Below are 24890 nucleotides of genomic sequence, written 5' to 3' on the forward strand. Positions count from 1 at the left end.
AACGAAGAACGGATTCAATTAAAATTAAACAAACTGACGCCGGTTGAGTACCGACGCCAGCTCATAGCCTAGGGCTTTTTTCATTGTCTACAAATTTGGGGCTTGACCAATACGCCCTAACGATCTTTTATCATAATGGATTATTTCTGGAATTCCTTTGGCGTACAGCCGGTGACCTGCTTGAAAATACGGCTGAAATAAAACTGATCGGGATAGCCGACCCGTTCTCCGACTTCCTTGATCGTCAGATTCCGATGATGGGTCAGCAGATATTTGGCCTCGTTAATGCGCAGAGACGTCAAATATTTGGAAGGCGGCTCCTCCGCGTATTTGGTGAATATTTTGCTTAAATAAGAGGCGTTGAAGTTGAAGCTCCGCGCGATCTGCTCCATGCTGAGATCCTGCTGGAAATTTGCCCGCATGAAGCTCTGCACCAGCTGAACAATTTCCTCCGGATTGCCGCCCGGGTTGGGAGAGCCCTTCATATTTTCCTTGAACGCGGAACGTTCATGGTCGATCAGTGTTTTTATGCGTGTCAATACGCGCTTTAATTCCCCGGATGCAATCGGTTTCAGCAAATATTCGTCAACGTCGTAATGCATGGCCGAGCGGGCATATTCGAAGTCCGCATAACCGCTTGTAATGATTTTGCGTACGCGGGGATAGTACAGATGCATGGACTTGATCAGGCTCATGCCGTCCATCACAGGCATGCGGATATCCGTGACGAGCAGATCAGGCTGCTTCACGCGGGCCAGCTCCAGCGCTTCGCGGCCATCCTGGGCAGCGCCGACAACCTTCAGCGTATCGTCCATGCTCTCGATTTTGCGGACCAGACTGTTCCTGATCAGATCCTCATCCTCAGCGACAATAATCCGGATTTGCACACGTTCTTCGATGCTGCTCGCCTCCTATGCTGCAACTTCCAAAAGTTTGATTTTAAGCACCGGAAACAACCTCTATAATGTTCCGCCTATGATAATGGTTGCCCCTTCCCGCGGCCGGTTATCAATCCGGAAAAGCATATCCCCGCCATAAGTCAGCTTCATGCGGATATAAATATTCAGCAGACCCATTCCATCGAGCTGGAGCACGGGAATGATATGGGTCTCGTTGATCTCCCGGATTCTGCCGTTCAGGCTGCTCAGGCTGTCCTCCGTGAAGCCCGGGCCGTTGTCCGACACCTCGATTTGCCACCGGTTATCCTGTATAATCCCTTTGACCTGAATCATCCATGGCGGCTCGTTCGTCGTACAGAACTTCAGGGAATTCTCCACGAGAGGCTGAATGATCAGCTTGGGAATCCTCAGCTTGAGGATGCTCTCCTCAATATCGATGCTGTACTGGAGCTTCTTCCCGTAGCGGATCTGGTTGATCTCCAGATATTTCTCGGTGTGCAGCACCTCTTCCCCAAGATCCACCAGAGATTCGTCCGACGAAAAATAACGCAGGAAATGCGACATGTTCTCCGTCATGGAGATAATCTGCTCATTCATATTTTCCTCCGCCATTGCATGGATCGTAGCCAGCGTGTTGTAGAGAAAATGCGGATTCATCTGCGATTGCAGCGCAACCAGCTTGGCCTGCATCTCCTGCGACTGCGACAGAAGCAGCTCGTCCATGGACTGTTTGAGCCGCGAGCTCATCTGCTGGAAGGAAAAGTGCAAATGATCCAGCTCGGTCAGGCCGCTGTTCAGCTCCAGCGCCGCCACCCTGCCGGTTCCCAGATCCTCCAGGCGCATGCTGCGGATCGTGCGGTGGATTTTCAGAATGGGGAAGGTGATCCGCTTGGCCGCAGCGAAGGACAGCAGAATGGCAAACAGCATGATGATGAAGGCAACCAGCACCGTCCGCTTGGTGAACACGAACAGGGGTGCAAGCAGCTTTTTCTCCGAAACGATGATCACGGTATTCCATCCCGTAAAGCTGGAATGATGGTACGACAGCAGCTCTTTACCGCCGGTATCGGGATTCACGAATGGCAGATAATCGTTCTCCGCCTGCGCCGCCTTGCCGGTCGGCAGCTTCATGTAGGCAGAGTATACGGACGTATCGGCTTGCAAGGGATAGACGATCTGCCCCGCATCGTTGTAGACCAGAACCTTGGCCTGGTATGGATTTTGCTTGGAAAATTCAATCATGCTCGCGAAGATCCGGTTGAAATACTGCTTGACCTCCACGATGCCCATCGGTTCGTTGTAGCTGTCGTAGAAAAGTCGGAACAAGGAGATGGAGTACTGCTTCTCGCTGGACGAAATAAAACGGGTCATCTCCTCGTCGGGGACGGGAAGAGTGATAGTTTTGCCCTCGGTGTTGTTGATGACCTGCTCGTACCATGGCTTCTTGGAGGAATCATAGGTGCGCTCTCCATTGTCGAAGCCGTTGCCGTACACCTTGTTTTTGAAATCATAGAGATACAGCTGCTCCACCGGCCTTGAGGGGCCGATTGCAGCGGTCAGAATCTCGGCCAGCTGCTTGGCATTCTCGACGGAGCTCATCACGGGATTGGTCAGGCCGGTCGGATCGGTCTCATCCTCTTCCCCGGAGATGAACTTCTGAAAATGGGTTTTGACCAGGTTGGAATACAGGACATTCAAGGAAACATCATTCATTTTCTGAATTTCCGAATCGTTATGCTCCTGCATGGATTGGCCCATGCTCTGAAGCGTGTCGGCCGCGTTCTGCCTCAGCAGATCGGATGCCCACATATAGAACCATATCACCAGAACAGTGAATACAATCACGATAATTAGAGAATAGGTAAAGAAAAGAACGCTCTGGATGTTTCTGAATTTATTCCACATAGCTGCCTCCAGGAGCCTCAGATTACCGATCATGCTTTATTTTCCGCTCTGCTGCGTCATTTGTCAAAAGGTATTTGAAAGCGCATTCGGTAAAAAAAGTACATAAAACGAGTCTATTTTCTCCATGGTGGAACCGCTGCCAAACATTTTATAATGGGAGCACATCGATGGTGAAAGCGGATTCAGGCATGTTGCAAAAACGAGTTATCAACCAAGGGGAGCGTGTCACATGAAAAGATCGTTAGGGATGGCAGCAGTCGTTGTTCTCATCATGGCCTTGATTGCCGGCTGCGGCGGCAACAACAATCAGGCATCGAATGAAGGCGGGACGAATGCGGCGGCAGGCAATAATACGGATGCCGGCAATACGGGCAATACATCCGGCAAGAAGGATATCACACTTACTTATATCGCCAGCCAAGGCTGGATCAAGGATGCGGAAATGACGCTTGCCAAGAAATTTGAAGAAGAGACCGGCATCCGCATTGATTATCAGATCGTGCCGGCCGACCAATATTTCAATGTGCTGAAAACCAAATTGAACGCCAAGGAAGCGACCGACCTGTTCGGTGGCCAAAGCGGCCAGAGCGAAATCAGCCTGAACTACAACGTGGAGAAGAATGCGGTCGACCTTAGCGGCGAAGAGTGGGTGCAGCGCGAAGATCCGCTCAGTATCGAGCAGCTGACGCTTAACGGCAAAGTGTATGCGCAAACGATCTGGGATACGGGAAGCAGCTTCGTTATCGTCTACAACAAACAAATCTTCGAGAAATTGGGCCTGAGCATACCCAAGACCTATGAGGAATTCAAGGCGGTCTGCAAAGCAATCAGCGATTCCGGCGTGACGCCGCTCTACGAGCCGATTGCCGACGGTTGGCACCATACCCTGTGGTTTGCCGAGCCGGGACCCCGCTATGATGAAGTCACGCCTAATCTGTACGACGATTTGAACGCGAACAAGAAGAAATTCGCCGATGATCCAACCATGCTTCTGGCGCTGAACCAACTGAAAGAAATCTATGATTTGGGCTATTTCGGCGACAATGCCTTCTCGGATACGGGAGCGGATTCGGCAGCGAAAATGGCAAGCGGACAATTCGCCATGACGCTTGCCGCACAAAGTCTCGTCAACGATATTGAGAAAGCGGATCCGAATGTGAAAGCGGACGGCTTCGGCTACTTCGTCATCCCGCTCGCAGACAACCAGATTTATTACATCAATCCGGGCGGACCAAGCAAATTCATCTACTCCGGCTCCGAGCATATTGAGGAAGCGAAGCAGTATCTGGCTTACCTGGCGAAGCCGGAGAACCTGCAGTACATGCTGGATAATGATCCGACGGTTTCCAACCTGAACTTCTCGGGACTGAAGGACAAATACAATACTGAACAAAAGAAAATGATGGCGACCTACACCAAGAAAGGCACCGATATCCAGGACTACGTCAACTATGTCAACCCGCAGTGGATGGACATGGGCAAGGATATCGTGGCAATGCTGAGCAATGCCATGAAGCCTGAAGAAGTGCTGACAAGCATTGATAAACGCAGAGCCGACATGGCTGCTGTAGCCAAAGATCCTGCCTGGACGAAGTAAGCAGCGCAGCGCTGAATATACGCAATTCCAGATAAAAAGACGGACGGATCATAACCCTGCCCGAGGGCTTCCTTAGCGGGGTTATGTCCTTTTTCGATAACGTCAAACCAGCGAGTGGGGATGAGATACTGTGAGAAATAAAATCTATCCGCTATATTTTACATTCGGCACATTAGCCCTTTATCTAATATTCTTTGTTGTTCCCGGCTTGATGGGATTTTATTACTCCTTGACCGACTGGAACAGCTATTCGGACACGATTAATTTCATTGGACTGGATAACTTCAAGGTGCTGTTTGCAGCTGATGAAAAATATGTAAGCTACATTATCAATACACTGGATTTCACCGTTTCCACCGTTATTTTGAAGACTGCTCTTGGCCTGATCTTCGCATTGATCGTGAATGAAGGCATCAAGATGAAGGGATTTCATCGCGTCTTGATCTTTATGCCTTCCATCGTGCCCATGCTCGTTGTCGGCCTGATATTCAAATCCATTCTGAATCCGGCCACAGGCCTGCTCAACACCGCACTCCGCTTCGTTGGACTCGACGTGCTGACGCAGAAATGGCTGGTGGATGCCAACTGGGCGTTCAAATCCATCATTGGCGTGGACACCTGGAAGGGCGTCGGCTACATCATGATTATCCTGCTGGCGGGTCTGCAGGCTATCTCGCGCTCCTATTACGAGGCCGCCGAAATTGACGGCGCCAACGCCTGGCATAAATTCCGCTTCGTGACCCTGCCGCTTCTCATGCCGGCGCTTGTTGTCACAACCGTGCTCAATCTGCTGCATGGGCTGAAAGTGTTCGAGGTCGTTTATGTGCTCACCAATGGCGGACCCGGATATGCGACCGATGTGCTCTATACCGCGATCTTCAAGGAATTTTCCATGGGCCGCTACGGTGTAGGTACCGCGCTGTCCTCCATCCTGTTCCTGTTTATGACGATTGTCGGCTATTTTGTCGTACGGCTAATGGCCAGAGAGGAGGCGCGTGACTAATGAAAATGACACCGCTGAAATCCTTTCTACGCAACGGCTTCGCCTGGCTGCTGAGCGCCATTACGTTTTTGCCGCTGCTCTTGATCATCTTCAACTCGCTCAAAAGCCAGGCAGAGGCCAATACCATGAGTCTGTCGCTGCCGACCAAGCTCCACTGGAGCAATTATTCCGTTGTCATCGAGCAGGGCAAGCTGATCCAGTCTTTTTTCAACAGCCTGCTCTATTCTTCCGCCTCAACCGTACTGGGCATTATCCTGTCGTCCATTGCTGCATATGTTTTTGCGAGGAATGCAACCAGGCTCAACCGTTTTCTCTATTTCTTCGTTATCCTTGGCATCGCGATGCCAATCAATTTCGTCACCCTGACCAAGGTCATGCAGGCGACGCATCTGATCAATACGCAGCTGGGCATCATTATTTTGCTGGCAGTCATGTCTATCCCTTTCAGTGTGTTTCTGATTTACGGCTTCGTCAGCTCCGTTCCCAGAGAGCTGGATGAGGCCGGCATCGTGGATGGATGTCCGCCGCTGCGGCTGTTCTTCTCCATTGTGCTGCCGCTCCTGACCCCGGTTATCGTGACCGTGGCGATTCTGAATTTCATGGGGGCCTGGAATGACTTCGTCCTGCCGCTGTATTACCTGAACAGCTCGGAGAATTGGCCAATGACGCTGGCGGTCTACAACTTCTTCGGACGGTTCTCGGTCAACTGGAATCTGGTTTCGGCCGATATCGTATTGACCACCCTGCCGGTTATCGTGATCTATTTGCTGGGCCAGCGGTATATCATCTCAGGCATGACCTCCGGCTCGGTGAAAGGCTGATTACCGGCAGGGGCGAGAGTGAGAAAACGGAAGGTTTATTGAATGGAGCACGGGGGATGTGCATGCGCAGCCGGGACCTGTTCACCAGTTCTTTAAAAGGAGGTCAATGCGATGTTTTTCCATGATTTGAGGCTGGAGCAGGAGCTCAAGATCGAGATGAGAATCGATGGCGAAGTGGAGCATGAGCTGCACATGCATGATTTGCTGGAAATCAACGTCCTGCTGGAGAACAAGGCGCAGTTTCAATTATTGAACAAATCCTACACGGGCGAAGCGGGGGACGTGTTTATTTTCCGCCCCTACGCGCCGCATTACAATTTGGCCGATGAGGCAGACAAGCCGATCAAATGGATTATGGTCTTGTTCTCCCCTTCCATCGTCCGGCTGATTCCTTACGGCTACCGGCTGCTGTATCCTTTTTATACCGAGTCGGCTTCGCCGCATATCCCGGCTTCCTCGGCCTTTGCGCACAGCATCCAGACCGCAGCGGTCAAAGCGTATGAGGAGCAGGAGAAACAGCTACCGGGCTGGGAAGCGAATCAATTCATGTATTTCATTGATATCCTGGTCAATGTCTTCCGCTATGCGATGGATGCTTCGGCACGAACCGGGGATGCGGAGGTTGAAATCGACTCCGGCGTCGTGTCCGCTGTGGAATATATTCTGCGTCATATCACCGAGGATATCGACGTTCATGATTTGATCGAGCTGTACGGCAAGGGGAAAACCTATTTTTATACAAATTTCAAACAGGCCGTCGGCGTAACGCCGAATCAGTTCATCCATCGTTTGCGGATGCAGATTGCCATGTATCTGCTCAAGACGACGAATAAATCGGTCACGGATATCGCTTTCGAGTGCGGCTATAATTCCATTCATTATTTCAACAAGCATTTTAAGCAGTACCGCGACATATCGCCCAGAGAATTCCGCAATCAGACCAAGCAGGCGATGTGAATTCAGCGTTTTACAGGAGGATTTCGCGCAATGACCGGTAACCGGACAGATTGGTACACACATGACCGATTCGGCATGTTTATTCATTGGGGCTTGTATTCCATGGGCGCCAGACATGAATGGATGAGATCCCGCGAGTTTATGACCAATGAGCAGTATGACAAATACCGCAAGCACTTTGATCCTGATAGGTATGACCCGGAGCTGTGGGCGGACCTGGCCGCGGAAGCGGGGATGAAATACATGGTCGTGACGGCGAAGCATCATGAAGGCTTCTGTCTGTGGGATTCCAGCCTGACGGATTACAAAGCGACCAACTCGCCGGCGGGACGCGATCTGCTTCGGCCGATGCTGGATGCTTTCCGCGCGCGGGATATACGGGCAGGTTTATATTATTCCTTGCTTGACTGGCATCATCCGGATTATACCGTGGATGTGAAGCATCCAGAGCGCAATGACAAACGATTTGTCGAAGATAGCAAAAGCCGTGATTTCAGCAAATATGTCGATTATCTGCATGGGCAGACACGCGAGCTGCTGAGCGATTACGGCGATATCGATCTTCTGTTCTATGATTTCTCGATTGCGGCCGAGGCCGGCTTCGCGGGGAAAGGCAAGGAAGAGTGGCAGAGCGAGAAGCTGGTGAAGCTGATCCGCGGGCTGCGCCCGGATATTCTGCTGAATGACCGGCTGCAGCTGCCGGGAGATATCACAACGCCGGAGCAGTATCAGCCCCGCGAATGGATCAAGGTCAATGGACAGCGCGTGGTCTGGGAGGCCTGCCATACCTTCAGCGGTTCATGGGGTTACTATCGCGACGAAGAATCATGGAAAAGCGTCGATATGCTTGTTCAGATGCTGATCGATACGGTCAGCAAGGGCGGCAATCTGCTGCTTAATGTCGGCCCAACCGGACGGGGCGAATTCGACGAGCGGGCGATTGACCGGCTGAAGGGCATCGGCGGCTGGATGAAGCGCCACAAGCGATCCGTTTACGGCTGCACCGCCGCTCCGGAATCGTTCCAGTGCCCGGTTGATTGCCGGTTTACGTACAATGAAGAAGCTGGGCGGCTTTATCTGCATATTTTCAACTGGCCGTTCAAGCATATTCATCTTCAGGGCTTCTCCGGCCAGGTGGAATATGCACAGCTGATGCATGACGCCTCCGAGATCCGGATGATTCAGGGCGAGCAGGAAATGACAATGGAGGCTGGAGCATTCAATGAAGGCCGCCAGGCCGGCACCTTGACGCTGGAGCTCCCGGTCAAGAAGCCGAATGTTACGGTTCCCGTTATCGAGCTTTTCTTGAAAAGCAAATGAAGGGCAGGCAGCGTATGCGGAGACGTTATCCTAGGTTGACAGACATCACGCGCGAGTGCCGACGATCGCTTCTTTAAGACAAATGATATAATAGTACCAATTACATGATCCGCTTCACCGCTGGCTGCTGTTTCTTGATGAGAAGCTGCCGGAAGAACAATTAACGGAGTTGATTCAAATGGACCCTGTCATTCGAAAAACGGAGGAACGTTTGGAATGGTTAACGAGGAAACGATCCGCTTATATGAAGCCAGAGAACATTCATTGATCGAGCTGAATAGTCTTCTATCCGAAGGCAAAGCTGCAGGAAAAGAGGAAGGAAAAGCAGAGGAGAAAAAGGAAGTAGCCCTGAAGCTGATTCAAAGCGGACAGGACAACGCATTTGTCGCTGAGATAACCGGGTTATCCGTAGATGTGATTGAAGGATTGAGAAAAAAATAAAGCATGATTTAATGGATTTTAAGCCTCAAGGGAACCATTCCTTTGAGGCTTTTCTTGTTCACTCTTTCACTCTTTTTCTCGCAAATTTTGAATCCATTCCAATGTGAAAAACAAGAACACAGCTTCCATCAGAGTCAGGGCTGTGTTCTCTAGTCGCTGCCGCTAATCGTCAATTCTGCCGGACAGCGAAGGTCAACGAATTTGACGGACTTCAAAATCAAGCGTAAAACCGGCAGAATCGCGTTTATACATCCGCACCTCCGAGCTCCCGAAGCGCTGCATCCAGCAGTCGCGCGCTCCCAGCAGGGGAGAAGCCTGCTCCTTCACGGCATCTGCGAGGAAATCCGACGTCGGCAGCCATGCTCCGCCTCCGGGGAATTGCCTTGCTTCCTGCCACTGTGGAGGAAGCAGCCACTTCGCCGCAATGACGGTAGCGCCGCCGGATTCCGCTCTCCTGCGAACCGCAAGGAGCGTCTCGTCAGAGACAGACGAGCCTGCTACGACAATAAGCCCGGGATTCCCAAGCTGCGCATCTGTGACAAATTCATCATAGACCAGCACATTGCCCGACGGGTAGAACAGTGGATGCATATTGGCTGGAGTGTCGAGTGTTTTCCCCTCCCAGAGGGGGAACTCATCTGCAGGAACCAGCCGCTTCAGCTCATGGCGCGGGAAATCGAATCCGGCAATATGCATATTATTGCCATGGGCAGGAATTGAACCGCCGCTAAGCAGATGCCACACGTCGAACACCGAACGGGAAGAAGCCGGCACCGCCAGTTCACTTGATCCGAACAGCCGCTCGTTCTGGCCGTAATTGCTGTCGTCGGAATGAATAACGGCAATATCGGGATCCGCATCCCGGTGCGTCCAGCTCAAGGGATTAGCCGGAACGAATTCACGGACAAATGCCTCCCATACCTCGCCGAAAGCCGTCTTGCGGAACACATCCTTCTTGAATTGCAGGAGCACATCCACATTCTCCGTAAACAGGCGGCTTGGCCCCATGTAATAACCCATCCGCAGCGCCGACCCGAATTCTTCGGGCGAATGGCCGGGGAATCCCGGCGTACGGATCGGCCACGGCCCTACGTCGGGCCCCCATAGATCCGCGCAAATCCACATGTCGCGCCCGTATTGCCTGGCCGCTCCCAGAGCGTTCGCCAGCTGCAGCGGCTGGAACGATTCCTTCATGATTTTCGGGCAAAGCGCCATTCCTCCGCGGGCTTGTGCGTGAAACAGCACGGGAAATACCTGCTCGCTGAGGAGAGGGACCTTCGAAGCGTCGAAGCCCGCCCGGGTCAGAAGCTCCCGCACATGGCGGACACGCCGCGCAACCGAATCCGTCATCAGGCGGCGCGCCTCAGTCAGATCCTCCGCCTCGCAGGAGCCCCAATGCGGGAACCAGCCATCCTTGCGGTATTGACCCGCATTAATCTGCAGATGCTCTGGCTCGTCGTACAGCAGTCCGATGAGCTTCCCGCTGGCCGCCGCTTCCCGCAAAGCGTCGTCCGGCATATCATAGCGGTTGGTACCTTCCACCCAGGGGCCGTTAATGTTCCCGTATTCATTGCCCAGACATAATTCAATGCCATAAGACTTGGCATCCTCGAGCAGCTCCTTCTGCCCTTCAAGTCCCGGAAACAGATGATGAACATAGAATTCTGCGCTGAGTTCCTGCAGCGCCCGCATGAAGGCATGTCTGCCCGGGGCTGCGTCCTGGGAAGGATAGATGCTGCCCGTTCCCGTTCGCATTACCCGGTCCGATGCTTCGCCGGCCCACGGGTCCTGCCAGCCGATTACGGTTCCTTGAATACCGAATTTCATAAATAAGCTCCCTTCAAGAGGCTGTTATACATTTACAAATAAAGAAAAGCAAGCCGATGCACACGTTAGAAACGGGACATCGGCTTTGTCTTCAACTTTGAAGTTATGGTTCTCATCCTTAGGGTATAAAAGGTAATAATTTGATATCATGGTTATTGGCTCACTTTATTGTATGAACGACCTTCAGCTTCGCCCGTTCCTCGTCGGTATATTGCGTTTGCAGCTGTTCCCAATAGCGGGGCGGTGTTGTCGTTTCGCCATGGAATTTGAAGCCGCGCTCGTTAAGCTTGATATCACCGCTCAGATCGGTCGCGTCAAAGCCCATTTCCACTCTTTTCTTCAGCATCGTCTGGATGGCCCCGCGGCGTTCTTCGCTCCAGCCCGGCAGATCCTTGGCCCAGGCTTCAGGCGCATAGCTGTCCTGATATACATCTTCATTCACATAATGCACATAGAAGATCCGTCTTTGCTTGTCGGAATGATTGAAGGACGAGCCATGCGGCGTGGACAGGCAGTGGAACAGCACATCGCCGGGCTCCATCTCCAGCGGTACGGCTCCGCAGTTATTGTACAGGTCTTCCTCGGACACCTGCTTCAAATCCACATGGCCCACCAGATGGCGCCCGTGAATAGCGAATACGCCGCCGTTGTCCGCACCGGAATGGTTCAAATAAATATCGGTGGTGAAGTTGGGAATGCCGAAGGTTTCAGTGCGTTTGGCAGCGCCATACGGCGGGTCCTGGTGCCAATGAACGGGCGCGCCGGAATTGGCCAGCTTGACGACAAGCGAGTCATTCCACGGGTAGAAGGAATGTCCGATGATTTGTCCAATATTTTCCAGTAGCTCCTGATTAACGGTAGCCGCCTGAAAAATATCGTCCCGCTGCCACATTTTCTCCGAACGCCAGTAGGTCTCACTGCCGTCTTTATTTTTATAATAACGGTGCTCCTCGCCTTCCCGCGCTACGCCTTCCGCTTGCGTCGCGTCAGCTGCTTTTTGCAGCAGCTCCAGCTCCTTGCCTTTAAATAAACCTCTCATGATCAAATAGCCGTTCGCATGAAAGTAGTCGATTTGTTGTTGAGTCAACATGGGTTCATGTCTCCTTTATGTTCGTCGTTTGGCTTGCAGGAACATCGTAACATAGCGGGCAACCGCTTACTTTTCTTAACATGCCTCCAAATTTGCAATTTTGTTCAAAATGCTTTCCGTCTGCCAAATGCCGCATAAGCGGTGGAAAATAACAGTCCAGGCGATAGCGGGAAAAGAAGCCTGAAGCTTGGATGAAATCGGCATACAGCGGTAACCAGGATCGGATTCCTTCAATAATACGTCCCTGCGGCAAAAGTCCCGGCAAATGATCCCATCCGGATATTGAACAAAATCGCAAATGTAAGGCCATGTCCTGACAAGTTTGCCGGAGCGCATTCCGCTATACTTTTGGTAAGCACACGATAAGGGCTGAAGAAGGAGAGATTAATGACTATGAATTATAGAACATTGGGAAAATCGGGCTTGCGTATATCGGAGGTTGGATTCGGCGCATGGGGAATCGGCAAGACCAGCTGGGTAGGCGCAGAGGATGACGAGTCGCTGCGGGCGCTGAATCTCGCCATTGACCGGGGCATTAATTTTATCGATACGGCAATGGGCTACGGCAATGGACACAGCGAGCGGCTGGTCGGCGAATTGATCAAATCGCGCAGCGAAACGATCCATGTCGCGACCAAGGTATCGCCAATCAATCTCAAATGGCCGGCGGTAGCCGGAACCCCTGTTGAAGAAGGCTTTACGGCTGAGCATATCATGAAATGCGCGGAGAACAGCTTGCGGAATCTCGGACTGGAGACGATTGATGTTCTCCAGACGCATGTGTGGCTGGATTCCTGGAGCGGCGAGGGCGACTGGCTGGATGCGGTGGTCAAGCTGAAGGAGCAGGGGAAAATCCGCGCCTTCGGGATCTCCATTAACGATCATGAGGCGGACAATGCGATAAAAGCGCTGGAGAGCGGCGTAATCGATACGGTGCAGTTTATTTATAATATTTTCGATCAGACGCCGGAGGAAAAACTGCTGCCGGCATGCATCAAGCACAATGTCGGCACGATCATCCGTGTACCGCTGGATGAAGGCGGTCTTACCGGCAGCGTAAGCCCGGATACGACATTCCCGGAGGGCGATTTCCGCAACGGGTATTTCCGGGATGACCGGAAGCAGGAAGTATACGACCGTGTGAAAGCGATTGCCGGCGATCTGGACGCTTCCGTGGAGCAGCTTCCCGAGATCGCGCTGCGTTTTATCCTTTCGCATCCCGGCGTATCGACCGTTATACCGGGCATGCTGAGGAGCCGCGAAGTGGAGATGAACTGCGCGCTTGGCGACGGCTGCGGGCTGCCGGAGGAGCAGGTGCAGAAGCTGAAGAAGCATGCATGGTTCCGCAATTTCTATAAATAGGGGGCGAGTGAATTGACGAAGGTGCTGTGGTCGGAGCTGTTCCCGGATGAATTCCGGCAGCGGCTGGAGGAATGTCCCTTGGTTTATTTGCCGCTTGGCATCTGCGAGCCGCATGGACAGATCAGCGCGTACGGCCTGGACACGATCAAGGCGGAGTATCTGTGCGCGGAAGCCGCGCGGCGCGGCGGCGGAATTGTTGCCCCGTCACTGGGCTACCACATTCATGAGGCAGGGTATCACGCGCCTTGGCTGAGGGATGAGGTAGGGGAGATCAATCCGCATATGACGGCAATGCCGCCGCATGTGATGCTGTATTTCTTCCTGTATCAGTTAAGAGCGTTCGTGAATGCGGGCTTCAAAGGAATTATCGTCGTATCCGGCCACAGCGGCGGGAATCAGGAGGATTTGCGGAGGGCTGCGGAGCTGTTTCAGAGCCGGATTCCAGTAGCAATGTGGGTCGGCAGCGACCCCGAGCTGGTAAGAGGGCTCCATGACGGCGACCATGCAGGCAAATATGAGATTTCGCAGCTGATGTATCTGCGTCCGGAATTGATCGATGATTCGCGGCGTGAGCTGGAGAACCTGCCCGGAAGCGGCGGACGGCTTGCGCTGGGGGCAGATGCCGGGGAGGCGTCAAGCCTGCTTGGCGAGCGGATCATGGAGGATTCGCTGCTCCAGTTAGGAGAGATCACAGGCAGGCTCCTGGCTGAGATCAGGGAGCAGCCGGAAGTCACGGCGGTTATTGATTATGCGGCGATAGAGTCGATTTATGCCGAGCTGCTCACAAGCAAAAGCCAGTGGCGAACCGCCTCGCCCTATCCTGCCCAGGAGCCGGTTCCGGAGGATTCCCGCTGGAAGCCTTATGAATTTATTAGATAGTCTCCCTTAAGGGCTGATAATGCCTTTATTGCCGGAAGGCAATCTTCATTTTGGCAAAAGCCGGAGCAGCATATAATTGCCGGGAAGCAGCCTTCTTGCCGGTTAGATTTGACGGCAAACCCGCCTTGATAGCGCTCTGGACCGGTATAAAGGCAAACGTGCCTTCATACCGGTCCAGAGCAAACTGTATTTTCGGCAAGCCTGCCTTAATAGTGCTCTAGAGCAAACTGCATGGTTTGCAAACCAACCTTTATTTGGCAGGTACCAGCCTGCCTTCAAATTTATCGCTGAGGAGTTTTATGGATGGAGATCATCAGTTATGAGCAATCGGCCGGCGGCCTGGTTCTGATATCCGCTAAAGGCCGAATCAAGGTGGAGCCTGTTTCCCCTTCGATTATCCATGTTGTTTATACCTTGGAGGAATCCTTCAGCACCAAGCCAAGCCTGGCTGTCCTCAAGGAGGCAAGCACCGGTACAAAGTGGGAGATCCAAGAATCCGATTTGACCGTGACTCTGCGCACAACCGAGCTGGTTCTCGAAATAAATAAGGCCACAGCCGCCTTCACCTGGCGCGACAAGCAGGGCGGGCTGCTCACGCGGGAGCCGCAGACCGGCGGCAAAACACTTGTTCCGACGGAAGCGGTAGCCTTCATTTATGACGATAGCTCTGAGGTTCAATCGAGCATGTCCGTCGATGGCGTGCGCGTCCAGGCCGAGGCCAAGGAGGCCCGGACGCGACGTGCGTATCATACGAAGCTTGCTTTTGAATGGGAGACCGGGGAAGCGTTGTACGGCCTGGGCTCGCATGAGGAAGGGATTATGAACCTACGGGGCACCAGCCAATATCTGTATCAGCAAAATATGAAGGCCGTCGTTCCCATGCTGGTCTCCACGAAAGGATATGGCGTGCTGGTCGACAGCTACAGCCTGATGACCTTTCATGATGATGTCCATGGCTCTTATCTGTGGTCGGAAGTGGAAGACGAGCTGGATTACTATTTCATCTACGGTCCCGAGCTCGATGAGGTTGTGGCGGGATACCGCCAGCTTACCGGGGCAGCGCCGATGCTGCCGAAATGGGCCTTCGGCTATGCGCAGTCCAAGGAGCGCTATGAATCCCAGGCCGAGCTGCTTGCCGTCGTGGAAGAGTATCGGGAGCGCAAAATCCCGCTGGATCTGATTATTCTCGATTGGCGGTCATGGACCGGCGATCTGTGGGGCCAGAAATCGTTCGACCCCGACCGCTTCCCGGATCCCGATGAGATGATGCGCAAGCTTCATGAGAAGCATGCGAAGCTGATGGTCTCGATTTGGCCGATTATGAATAATGACGGGCCCAATCATCTGGAGATGAAGGAGCATAACACGCTGCTTGGAAACCGCGCCACCTACGATGCGTTCAGCGAGAAAGCGCGCAGCTTGTACTGGAAGCAGGCGAACGAGGGATTATTCGCTCACGGCATCGACGCCTGGTGGTGCGACTGCACCGAGCCGTTCGAGGCGGATTGGAACGGAGAAGTCCGGCTCGAGCCTGAGCAGCGCCTGCTGGTCAATACCGGGCAATCCAAGAAATATCTCGATCCGGAATATATTAACGCCTACTCCCTGCAGCATTCCAAAGGCATCTACGAAGGGCAGCGCGCGACCACCGAAGAGAAGCGGGTCGTCAACCTGACACGCTCGGCATTCTCGGGGCAGCAGCGCTACGGAGCGATTACATGGTCCGGCGATACGGCGGCCAAATGGGATACGCTGCGCAAGCAGATTCCTGCCGGGCTGAACTTTGTTGCCACTGGCGTGCCGTACTGGACCTCGGATATCGGGGCATTCTTCACAGCGAAGAAAGAGCAGTGGTTCTGGGACGGGGATTATAATGACGGCTGCGAAGATCCGGCTTACCGGGAGCTTTATTTGCGCTGGTTCCAATATGGCGCCTTTCTGCCGATCTTCCGCTCACACGGGACGGACACGCCGCGGGAGGTATGGAGATTCGGCGAGCCGGGCACCGTCATTTATGACACGTTGGTGAAGTTTATCCGGCTGCGTTACCGGCTGCTTCCTTACTTGTATTCGCTTGCGGGGGCTGTTACCCATCAAGCCTATACGATGATGCGGCCGCTGGCCTTTGATTTCCGCCATGATGCGGCCGCTTATAATATTGGCGATCAATATATGTTCGGACCTGCACTGCTGGTGAATCCGGTGCTGGAGCAGACCGCCGGAGACGGTAATGATCACAGCCGCAGCGTCTATCTGCCGGCAGGGACATCCTGGCATGACTTCTGGACCGGCGATTATTACGGGGGTGGGCAGACAATAGACGCAGACGCCGGACTTGCTACGATGCCATTATTCGTACGCGCCGGCTCCATCGTGCCGATTGGACCCGATGTGCAGCATTCCGGCGAGCAGCCGGATGCTCCATGGACCCTTCTGATTTACGGCGGAGCTGACGGCAGCTTTGTCCTTTACGAGGACGCGGGGGATGGTTACGGCTATGAGCAGGGAGAGCATGCAGCTGTGACTCTTCTTTACCATGATCAATCCCGAACGCTTACCTTCGGCAGCCGTCAGGGATCGTACGTCGGGATGAACGCCAAGAGGAGCTTTCAGGTGAAAGTAATGACGGAAGGCATGGGCTATCTGGATGAAGCTGGCATACCGGCCCGACAGACGGTCGAATATGAAGGCTCGGCGTTGACTATTCAATTGTAGGTGAAGGAAGCGATGATCATGACACAGAAAAAATACAAGCTTGGCGTCATCGGACTTGGGGAAGGCCGCAGTATTATGTCCGCAACCCTGAACAGCAAACGGTGGGATCTTCAGCTCATCTGCGACAAAAATCCCGAAATCTGCGTAAGGCGCGCCGAAGAATTCGGCTTCTCCCGCTGGACAACGGAATACCAGGATTTGCTGGACCACCCCGATATCGAGGTCATTGCCATCTATACCCCGGATCAGCTGCATTTTACGCATGTTTGCCAGGCTCTTGAAGCCGGCAAGCATGTCATCTGCACGAAGCCGCTGCTGCCTTCGCTGGAAGGGGCGGGCGAGCTGATGGAGGTAATCGGGCGGACGGGGAAACAAGTATTTGTCGGCCAAAGCTCCCGGTTCTTCGAGCCGATGATCCGTCAGCGCGAGGATTACGATAAAGGGCGCCACGGCGACATTCAGATCGTGGAGTCCCACTACATTACGGATGGAAGATGGTTTCTGGAAAAGGACTGGAGCCGTCAGAAGGGCTTCAGCTGGATGTACGGCTTTATGATTCATGCGGTTGACCTGGTCCGCTGGTATTTGCCCGGCATTACCGAGGTAACCGGATTTGGCCGTACGAGCGATTCCAGCAGCAAGCTGGGCCTTGCCAGCTGGGATACCATGCGCTTCCTCCTTCGGGACGGAGAAGGACGCATGGCCCAGATTGCCGGGAGCTACACCCAGCCGTCGCTCGGGCAGGAGGTCGAGCCTTCAATCGGATGTGTTATCCGGGGAACGGAAGGAACCAGCCGGGCGGAATACTCCAATATGAGGTACCATACTCATTTTGCCGGTGAAGGAGCGGTCTCGCATTCCTTTGATTATAAGCATTTCTATTATTTCCGTTTTGAAGGAAACACTCATCATGCCGGGGAATATCAGAACTATATCGAATATTTTGCCGATTGTCTGGACGCGGGGATCACACCGCTGCCTGACGCGCAGGAGGCTGTTCATACCCTTGCGCTAATGGTCGCCATGGAACGAAGTATCAATGCGAGTGGCCAGCTTGTCAAGGTCAGCGATATCAAGAAAGAATTCGGGCTGGAGCAACAGTCTTGAAGGAGGCTGCAAATGATGAAATTGACCTATGACATCCCGGCCCGGCTGTGGACCGAGGCGCTGCCTGTAGGGAATGGCAGGCTTGGGGCCATGGTGTTCGGAGGCGTGGATACGGAGCGGATCGGACTCAACGAGGACACGCTCTGGTCGGGCGGCCCACGGGACTGGAATAACCCGCTTGCCCGGGAGGCGCTGGACGAGATTCGCCAGCTGGTAGCAGACGGGCGCTATGAGGAAGCCGAAGCCCTCAGCAAATCCGCCATGATGGGGCCGTATACGCAGTCATACATGCCCTTTGGAAATTTGCATCTCCACTTCTATCACGGCCAGCTGACGGAGGAATACGAGAGGGAGCTGAATCTGGCGGAAGGCATGGCAAAGGTAACCTACCGTATCGGACAGACCGTCTATACGAGAGAAATAATCGCATCCCATCCCGATCAGGTCATAGCCGTTCGTTTAACGGCCAGCCGGCCCGGCATGCTGACGTTCAAAGCATCTCTAAGCAGTCCCCTGAAATCCAGGCAGCTGCCTGATCTGGATGCGCTCGTTCTGCAGGGCTATTGTCCGGAGGACGTTCTGCCCAACTACTACGAGACGGATGTGCCTCTGCGTTACGGACAGGAAGACACGACAACCGCCATGCGTTTTGAAGGAAGGCTTGTTGTGCGTCTGGAAGACGGGGGGACATCGAAGACAGAACAGGATGGACTGCATGTCGAAGGCGCGACCAGCGCCGTCCTGTATTTTGCAGCCGCCACAAGCTATAACGGCTATGACCGCAGCCCGGGAACAGAAGGGCGCGATCCGCGGGAAGCTTCAAGAAATACGTTGGACGCGGCGGTTGGCAAACCGGCGGATGAGCTTTTCGAAGCCCATAAGAGGGATCACGGAGCCTTGTTCGGACGGGTGGATTTCAAGCTGGGGCCGTCTCCGGCTCCGGAAGAGCTGCCGACTGACCGCCGTATCGCGGAATACGGTGCGGATGATCCGCATCTGGTTGAATTACTGTTTCACTATGGGCGTTATCTGATGATTGCCAGCTCCCGTCCGGGCACGCAGCCGGCCAATCTGCAGGGCATCTGGAATCAGGATGCGCGGCCGGTATGGAGCTGCAACTACACGTTGAATATTAATGCGCAAATGAATTATTGGCCTGCCGAAGTGTGCAATCTGGGCGAATGCCACGAGCCGCTGCTGGGCTTCATCGGCGAGCTTGCCGAGAGCGGGAAGAAGACGGCGGCGGTTCATTATGGCGCAAGAGGCTGGACGGCGCATCATAATTCTGATCTATGGCGGCAATCCGCACCGCCTGGCGATTACGGACACGGCAATCCGCTATGGGCCAATTGGCCGATGGGCGGCGTTTGGCTGTGCCAGCATTTGTGGGAGCATTACCGCTTTGGCGGGAATCGCGATTATTTGCGGGAGCAGGCTTATCCTGTCATGAAATCGGCCGCCTTGTTCTGCCTGGACTGGCTGATCGATGATGGCCGGGGAGGGCTGATTACCTCGCCGTCCACCTCGCCCGAGCACCGCTTCCGGCTGGAGGATGGGCGGACGCCAGCGCTCAGTCAAGCCTCGACGATGGATATGAGCTTGATCCGCGAGCTGTTCAGCCACTGCATGCAGGCGGCAGATGAATTGGACATCGATGACGATTTGAAGCTGACGCTGCAGGAGGCAAGCTCCCGATTGCTGCCGCCGCAGATTGGAAGTCGTGGCGGAATTCAGGAGTGGTCGCAGGATTACGGGGACGAGGACGTGCATCACCGGCATGTGTCGCATCTGTATGACATCTATCCGGGAAATGGCTGGACGCCTGAGGGTACGCCCGAGCTGTTCGCGGCTGCCCGTAATTCTCTGGAACGCCGAGGAGATGGCGGAACCGGCTGGAGTCTCGGGTGGAAGGTGAATCTATGGGCGAGATTCAGGGACGGCAACCGGGCACTGGGTCTGATCGGAAATCTGCTGAAGCTAGTCGAGGACGATGGACGAATCGATTTTCATCGCGGCGGCGTATATGCCAATCTGTTCGACGCCCATCCTCCTTTTCAGATCGACGGCAATTTTGGCGTGACTGCCGGAATCGCGGAGATGCTCTTGCAATCGCACGCAGGCGAACTACATTTGCTCCCCGCGCTGCCGGATGCCTGGAAGGAAGGCAGCGTAAGGGGGCTGTGCGCCCGCGGGGGCTTCGAGATCAGCATGGGCTGGCGTGACGGCATGCTGGAATCGGCCAGGATCATCTCCCGTCTGGGCGGCCCCTGCCGGGTCCGGATCGGCAGCGGGCAGCTGTTTACGGTGAGCGGCAAGGAAAATGCTCCGACTGTCGGGGCTTCTGCCGCAGAATTTGACACGGAGCCTGGGGAAGTCTATACGGTCATGATTCGTCAATAGCCTTCAAGACCGCTAACCACAGTTCATAGCTACATTCCTGTTAGGGGGCGTCCCGAAAATCAATTCATAATTTTTCATCCCCGCTTGGAGCTGCATCTCATTTGCCAAAAGAACCTCCGCCTCCACTTATGCCAGTGGATCCGGAGGTTCTTTTATGTGACTCTTGTGACTTACTTCTCCCAAACCTGTGTCTGGCCTTCCTCATCCGAATATTGTATCCGCGCTGCGTGAATGTCGAGAATCACATAATCAGGATCTTCGGGGCCATTGAACCACCGTTTCATCTCAGGATTCCACAGCTTGTGCCGAAGAGAATCATCCTTGGTGATCGAAGCAGTCCCCTCAATTTCTACAATTTCCGGCGACGATTTCCCGTCAAATCCAAGCAGCAGCGAGATATTGCTGTTATGCTGCAGCTCTTCCACCTTATGCGTTTTGCGGTCGGTCGCCAGATACACGTTCAAGCCATCGTGAAATATGGCCATGTAGCGTGATTTCGGTTTGTTATTCTCAACAGTGGCCAGAGAGCCGAATTTATGCTTGTCCAATGCAGCGGTAATGCGCTGCTCCAACTTCTGCTTCTCAATGACTGCCATGGTCTCATCGCTCCTCATCGGTTCTAAATTTTGGGGGAATGCCCAGAAGATATAATACCCTATTATCCATCCGGCGAACCGTCTAAGGCTGTCAGCCCTGGATTTTTTTCAGATCGGAGGGAATGAAAGTTTTGTCCCGCAGCGGGGACTTTGATACACTGTAGAGGGTAAACAAAGTAAACCAAATGTTGCACCCGGATGTGCAAATAATCGGAGCGGAGATGAATCGGTTGAGTTCGGTGCAGAAAAAGCTGAAAATATCACCTCCCCAGTTTCTGGCGATGGGGTTCACCATGATCATTGTCATCGGTACACTGCTGTTATCGCTGCCTGTCGCGTCTATTCCCGGTCAGCGGCTGGGGCTTCTGGATGCGCTGTTTATGGCGGCCTCGGCTGCCTGCGTTACCGGGCTCTCGGTCGTGGATACAAGCACTCATTTTACCTTGTTCGGCCATATTGTGATTCTTGTTATGGTTCAGCTTGGGGGACTCGGCTTCATGACGATGGCAACCTGGTTCGCACTGGCATGGGGCAAAAGGGTTTCCTTGAAGGAGCGCCTTATTCTCAAGGAAGCGATGAATCAGAACTATATGGAGGGAATTGTCCGGCTCTCCCGGAGAGTCATCATCTATTCGCTTACGGTGGAAGCCGCTGCCGCCGTTCTGCTCGCACTGCGCTGGGCAAGCGAAATGCCGCTGGGCAAGGCCCTTTATTATGGTGTTTTTCATTCCATATCCATCTTTAACAATGCCGGTTTCGTATTGATCAACGGCAGCTTCATCGCCTATACCAATGATATTTATATCAATGTGATCACGATGATTCTGATCGTTCTTGGAGGGATCGGCTTTATTGTCCTGTCCGATTTGATTGAATACCGCAGGACACGCCGGCTTTCTTTACATAGCAAGGTGGTGCTGTCGGCTTCGGGAATCCTGGTCGTCTTCGGAGGACTCGTTATTTTCATGATGGAATTCAGCAATTCGCTGACGCTTGGGCCTCTGAACGCCGGAGGGAAGGTGCTGGCCTCCATCTATCAGTCTGTCAGCCTGCGCTCCGCCGGGACAAGCACCATCGATATTACCGGACTTCGCGAGAGCACGCAGTTCTTTATGATCATTCTGATGTTCATCGGAGCGGCGCCGGGTTCCACGGGAGGCGGCATTAAAGTAACCACCTTCGTTATTCTGATCGGCTCCGTCATAACGATGATGCGCGGACGCGAGGATGTGGTCCTGTTCCGCAACCGGCTGTCCAAGGAGCATACCTACAAAGCCATCATGATTACGTTCATCGCTATCGCCCTGGTCGTATCCGGCGCGATGATCATGTCGACCACACAATCGCATTCTTTCCTGAAGCTGCTGTTCGAGACCACCTCCGCTTTTGGTACGGTGGGGTTAAGCTTGGGGCTTACTCCGGAGCTTACCGCCAGCGGTAAAATAGTGATCATCATCATGATGTTTATCGGAAGGATGGGGGCTTTGACGCTCGCCTATGCCCTTCAACCGCGGATTCGCAAGGAGCTTTACCGCCATCCCGAGGGAAAAATTATTATCGGATAACAGAAATAGGTTAGAAATTCAGGGGAAATAGGAGTAGAATATAACTATGATGTTTACCTTTTAAACATAATAAGTCGTAAAAAGATGGTGCAGCCGTCGTCTGGGAGGCATGACAGAAGAGATGGAGAAACAAAGCGTTCGAAGCGGAGAAGCGTTCATTCAGGAAGTCAATGAAACACAGGTGCCTTACGGCTGCCTGGCCGTATGGTTCCTTGGTCAGGAAAGCGTCATCATCAAAGGCGATGGCATAACGGTCTATGTCGATCCTTATGTATCGGACTATCTGGCGGTACATTCAGGACTTGACCGCACGTATCCCGCCCCGATTGAACCGGCTCACATTACGAATGCGGATGTATGTCTTATCACCCACGAACATGGGGATCATCTGGACAAGGGGACCATTCCGCATCTGGCAGCGAATAATCCCAACGCCGTCATCGTCGCGCCAGAGGCTTGCAGGACGCAGCTTCTGGAGCTTGGGGCAGCCCCGGAACAGCTGCATGCCGCTCATCCGGCGAACTGGCAAACCATCCATTCCAAGCTGCGGATTCTGCCTGTTCCAGCCGCCCACGAGCAGCTTGAAGAGGATGCGCAGGGCAACCACCGCTATGTCGGCTATTTGATTGAGCTCAATGGCGTAACCCTCTACCATGCCGGCGATACGATTGTTTATCCGGGGCTGGTGGAGAAAATACGCGGCCATCAGGTTGACCTGGCCATGCTGCCTATTAACGGGCGGGATTACTTTCGGACCAGCAGGGGGATTATAGGCAATATGGATTACCGGGAGGCAGCCGAATTCTCAGCCCTCACCGGAGCCGACACGGTGATCCCGCTGCATTACGATATTTTCACAGGCAACGCGGAGAATCCGGGTTACTTCATCGACTACCTCTACAAGCATTTTCCAACTCAGAAAGCTCATGTTCTGGCAAGGGCGGAGCGATTCGTTTACGTCGCAAGCCATGCGTTCAAACAAACATAAAGCGAATGTTTTATAAGAAGGAAGCCAATCAGTGTCTCTTGTCATTTTAGGAGATGCCGGGTTGGCTTTTTGTTGCAATCTATCGTCGGACAGATTCCTGGGGCAGCACTTTATTCGTAATCTTTTTTCCCTGAAAGGACGTGTCGATCAATGAAATTCTCATGGGAACGCAATCTGATGGTACTGTGGATCGGGGTTTTCTTTTGCAGCACGGCTTACTCCATTTCCATTCCGTTTCTCCCAATATTCCTGAATACCGATCTTGGTGTGACGGAGCATCTGGAAATCTGGTCGGGGTTCGCTTTTGGCATTACCTTCCTGGCGAGCGCCCTGATCTCTCCCTTCTGGGGATCGCTGGCTGACAAATACGGACGCAAGCCGATGCTGATCCGCTCAGGCTTCAGTCTGGCTGCGCTGTATCTGATTAATTATTTTATTCATGATCCCTACTGGTTTCTGGTTGTCCGGATATTTCAGGGCTTGCTGGCGGGCTTCGTGCCCGCAGCGATCGCGCTTGTGGCAACGAATACGCCGGAGGAAAAAACAGGCTATGCGCTGGGCATCATGGCGACAGCCGGAGCTACCGGGAGTATTGTCGGTCCGCTTATCGGCGGCGTGGTCAGCCATTATTACGGCAACCGCAGTGCGTTTCTGTTCTCCTGCGTGGTGGTGCTTCTATCTGCCATTATCGCATTGGTATTTGCAAAGGAACAAAATTTCAACCGCTCCGCCGCGCGTTCGCATGTTCTTGACGATCTGAAGATGGCATGGGCGAACCGCGCCTTCATGACGCTTCTGGGAATGGTAGCCATCAGCACCTTTTCCGTCATGATTCTGGAGCCGCTTATTACGGTATATGTGCTGGAGATGGGGGTGTCGAAGACCAGCGCCTCGCTAAGCTCGGGCATCATCTTCTCGGCCGTCGGCATCGCGACTGTGCTCATGTCGCCAAGATGGGGCAAATGGGGCAACCGCATGGGATATGGAAAAATGCTGTTCATCGGCCTGCTGGGGGGCGGAATCGGCAATCTGCTGCAGTTTTTCGTGACCAATTATATCGGCTTCGGCATACTGCGGTTCGGCTACGGTCTGTTCTTCGCGGCAGTCTATCCGTCTATTAACGCAATGATCGTTCAGAATACGGACGCAGCCTTCCGCGGCAGAGCCTTCAGCTTGAACCAGTCGGCGTCGCAAATTGCAACCATGGCCGGACCTATTATCGGCGGCTTGCTGGGGACCTGGATGCCGATCCGCTGGGTGTTTATCATCAACGGCAGCGCTCTGATACTCTGCGCCATGATCTATAAATTGAAAGGGCAGCAGCGTGCGGTTGCGATCCGTGAGAGCGGAGCCGCACGCTGATTGAGCGGTATGGCGCTGTGCTGCTTGACAGCTGACCCGACATATTCAAGAAGGCG

The 24890-nt window shown here is 53.5% G+C and carries 19 protein-coding genes; 14 read left to right on the top strand and 5 right to left on the bottom strand.

The window, feature by feature from the left end:
- Window positions 1-140: 140 nt before the first annotated feature.
- Entirely contained in the window at window positions 141-887 is a 747-nt protein-coding gene (locus AC0YOA_RS34415) for a response regulator transcription factor (protein ID WP_475790416.1), read from the bottom strand.
- A gap of 72 nt (window positions 888-959) precedes the next feature.
- Complete coding sequence (locus AC0YOA_RS34420; protein WP_475790417.1) at window positions 960-2804, bottom strand: cache domain-containing sensor histidine kinase; 1845 nt, start codon at window positions 2802-2804, stop codon at window positions 960-962.
- 229 nt (window positions 2805-3033) lie between these two features.
- On the opposite strand from AC0YOA_RS34420, the gene AC0YOA_RS34425 reads away from it, so the two are divergent.
- The 6 genes from AC0YOA_RS34425 (at window position 3034) to AC0YOA_RS34450 (ending at window position 8943) form a co-directional block, all read left to right on the top strand.
- Window positions 3034-4401 carry an ABC transporter substrate-binding protein gene (locus AC0YOA_RS34425; protein ID WP_475790418.1) on the top strand — a complete coding sequence of 456 codons (1368 nt, stop codon included), beginning with the start codon at window positions 3034-3036 and terminating at the stop codon, window positions 4399-4401.
- A 130-nt stretch (window positions 4402-4531) separates the two neighbouring features.
- A complete protein-coding gene (locus AC0YOA_RS34430; protein ID WP_379113582.1) occupies window positions 4532-5404 on the top strand; it encodes a carbohydrate ABC transporter permease in 873 nt (290 codons plus the stop codon).
- On the top strand, window positions 5404-6225 hold the full coding sequence (locus AC0YOA_RS34435) for a carbohydrate ABC transporter permease (protein WP_475770958.1): 822 nt from the start codon (window positions 5404-5406) through the stop codon (window positions 6223-6225). The genes AC0YOA_RS34430 and AC0YOA_RS34435 overlap by 1 nt, the downstream gene beginning before the upstream one ends.
- Before the next feature lie 111 nt (window positions 6226-6336).
- The gene (locus AC0YOA_RS34440; RefSeq protein ID WP_475790419.1) at window positions 6337-7182 is read left to right on the top strand and encodes a helix-turn-helix transcriptional regulator; all 846 of its coding nucleotides are present in this window, start codon (window positions 6337-6339) and stop codon (window positions 7180-7182) included.
- 30 nt (window positions 7183-7212) lie between these two features.
- Complete coding sequence (locus AC0YOA_RS34445) at window positions 7213-8502, top strand: alpha-L-fucosidase (protein ID WP_475790420.1); 1290 nt, start codon at window positions 7213-7215, stop codon at window positions 8500-8502.
- 216 nt (window positions 8503-8718) lie between these two features.
- The gene (locus AC0YOA_RS34450) at window positions 8719-8943 is read left to right on the top strand and encodes a hypothetical protein (RefSeq protein WP_475790421.1); all 225 of its coding nucleotides are present in this window, start codon (window positions 8719-8721) and stop codon (window positions 8941-8943) included.
- A 192-nt stretch (window positions 8944-9135) separates the two neighbouring features.
- Here AC0YOA_RS34450 and AC0YOA_RS34455 read toward each other — a convergent pair whose 3' ends face one another.
- Together AC0YOA_RS34455 and AC0YOA_RS34460 are read right to left on the bottom strand one after the other, a co-directional pair.
- Window positions 9136-10770: a hypothetical protein gene (locus AC0YOA_RS34455; RefSeq protein WP_475790422.1), complete on the bottom strand. Its 1635-nt coding sequence runs from the start codon at window positions 10768-10770 to the stop codon at window positions 9136-9138.
- Window positions 10771-10930: 160 nt separating this feature from the next.
- On the bottom strand, window positions 10931-11860 hold the full coding sequence (locus tag AC0YOA_RS34460; RefSeq protein ID WP_475790423.1) for a phytanoyl-CoA dioxygenase family protein: 930 nt from the start codon (window positions 11858-11860) through the stop codon (window positions 10931-10933).
- 393 nt (window positions 11861-12253) lie between these two features.
- On the opposite strand from AC0YOA_RS34460, the gene AC0YOA_RS34465 reads away from it, so the two are divergent.
- The 5 genes from AC0YOA_RS34465 to AC0YOA_RS34485 all read left to right on the top strand — a co-directional run bounded on the left by AC0YOA_RS34465 (window position 12254) and on the right by AC0YOA_RS34485 (window position 20323).
- The gene (locus tag AC0YOA_RS34465; RefSeq protein ID WP_475790424.1) at window positions 12254-13222 is read left to right on the top strand and encodes an aldo/keto reductase; all 969 of its coding nucleotides are present in this window, start codon (window positions 12254-12256) and stop codon (window positions 13220-13222) included.
- Between the two features lie 21 nt (window positions 13223-13243).
- A complete protein-coding gene (locus AC0YOA_RS34470) occupies window positions 13244-14101 on the top strand; it encodes a creatininase family protein (RefSeq protein WP_475790498.1) in 858 nt (285 codons plus the stop codon).
- Between the two features lie 303 nt (window positions 14102-14404).
- Window positions 14405-16816 carry a glycoside hydrolase family 31 protein gene (locus AC0YOA_RS34475; RefSeq protein ID WP_475790425.1) on the top strand — a complete coding sequence of 804 codons (2412 nt, stop codon included), beginning with the start codon at window positions 14405-14407 and terminating at the stop codon, window positions 16814-16816.
- Window positions 16817-16834: 18 nt separating this feature from the next.
- Window positions 16835-17923, top strand: a complete 1089-nt coding sequence (locus AC0YOA_RS34480; RefSeq protein WP_475790426.1) for a Gfo/Idh/MocA family protein — start codon at window positions 16835-16837, stop codon at window positions 17921-17923.
- A 15-nt stretch (window positions 17924-17938) separates the two neighbouring features.
- Window positions 17939-20323, top strand: a complete 2385-nt coding sequence (locus AC0YOA_RS34485; RefSeq protein ID WP_475790499.1) for a glycoside hydrolase family 95 protein — start codon at window positions 17939-17941, stop codon at window positions 20321-20323.
- Window positions 20324-20493: 170 nt separating this feature from the next.
- On the opposite strand, the gene AC0YOA_RS34490 is transcribed toward AC0YOA_RS34485, so the two are convergent.
- Window positions 20494-20919: a pyridoxamine 5'-phosphate oxidase family protein gene (locus tag AC0YOA_RS34490; RefSeq protein WP_475790427.1), complete on the bottom strand. Its 426-nt coding sequence runs from the start codon at window positions 20917-20919 to the stop codon at window positions 20494-20496.
- Window positions 20920-21140: 221 nt separating this feature from the next.
- On the opposite strand from AC0YOA_RS34490, the gene AC0YOA_RS34495 reads away from it, so the two are divergent.
- The 3 genes from AC0YOA_RS34495 (at window position 21141) to AC0YOA_RS34505 (ending at window position 24834) form a co-directional block, all read left to right on the top strand.
- Window positions 21141-22484, top strand: a complete 1344-nt coding sequence (locus tag AC0YOA_RS34495) for a TrkH family potassium uptake protein (RefSeq protein WP_475790428.1) — start codon at window positions 21141-21143, stop codon at window positions 22482-22484.
- A gap of 121 nt (window positions 22485-22605) precedes the next feature.
- Window positions 22606-23472 (top strand): MBL fold metallo-hydrolase, encoded by an 867-nt coding sequence (locus AC0YOA_RS34500; RefSeq protein WP_475790429.1) that lies wholly within the window; start codon window positions 22606-22608, stop codon window positions 23470-23472.
- Between the two features lie 150 nt (window positions 23473-23622).
- Window positions 23623-24834, top strand: coding sequence for an MFS transporter (locus tag AC0YOA_RS34505; RefSeq protein ID WP_475790430.1), 1212 nt, complete (start codon window positions 23623-23625; stop codon window positions 24832-24834).
- Window positions 24835-24890 lie beyond the last annotated feature (56 nt).

This window comes from Paenibacillus sp. JT22N12, from assembly GCF_056269365.1.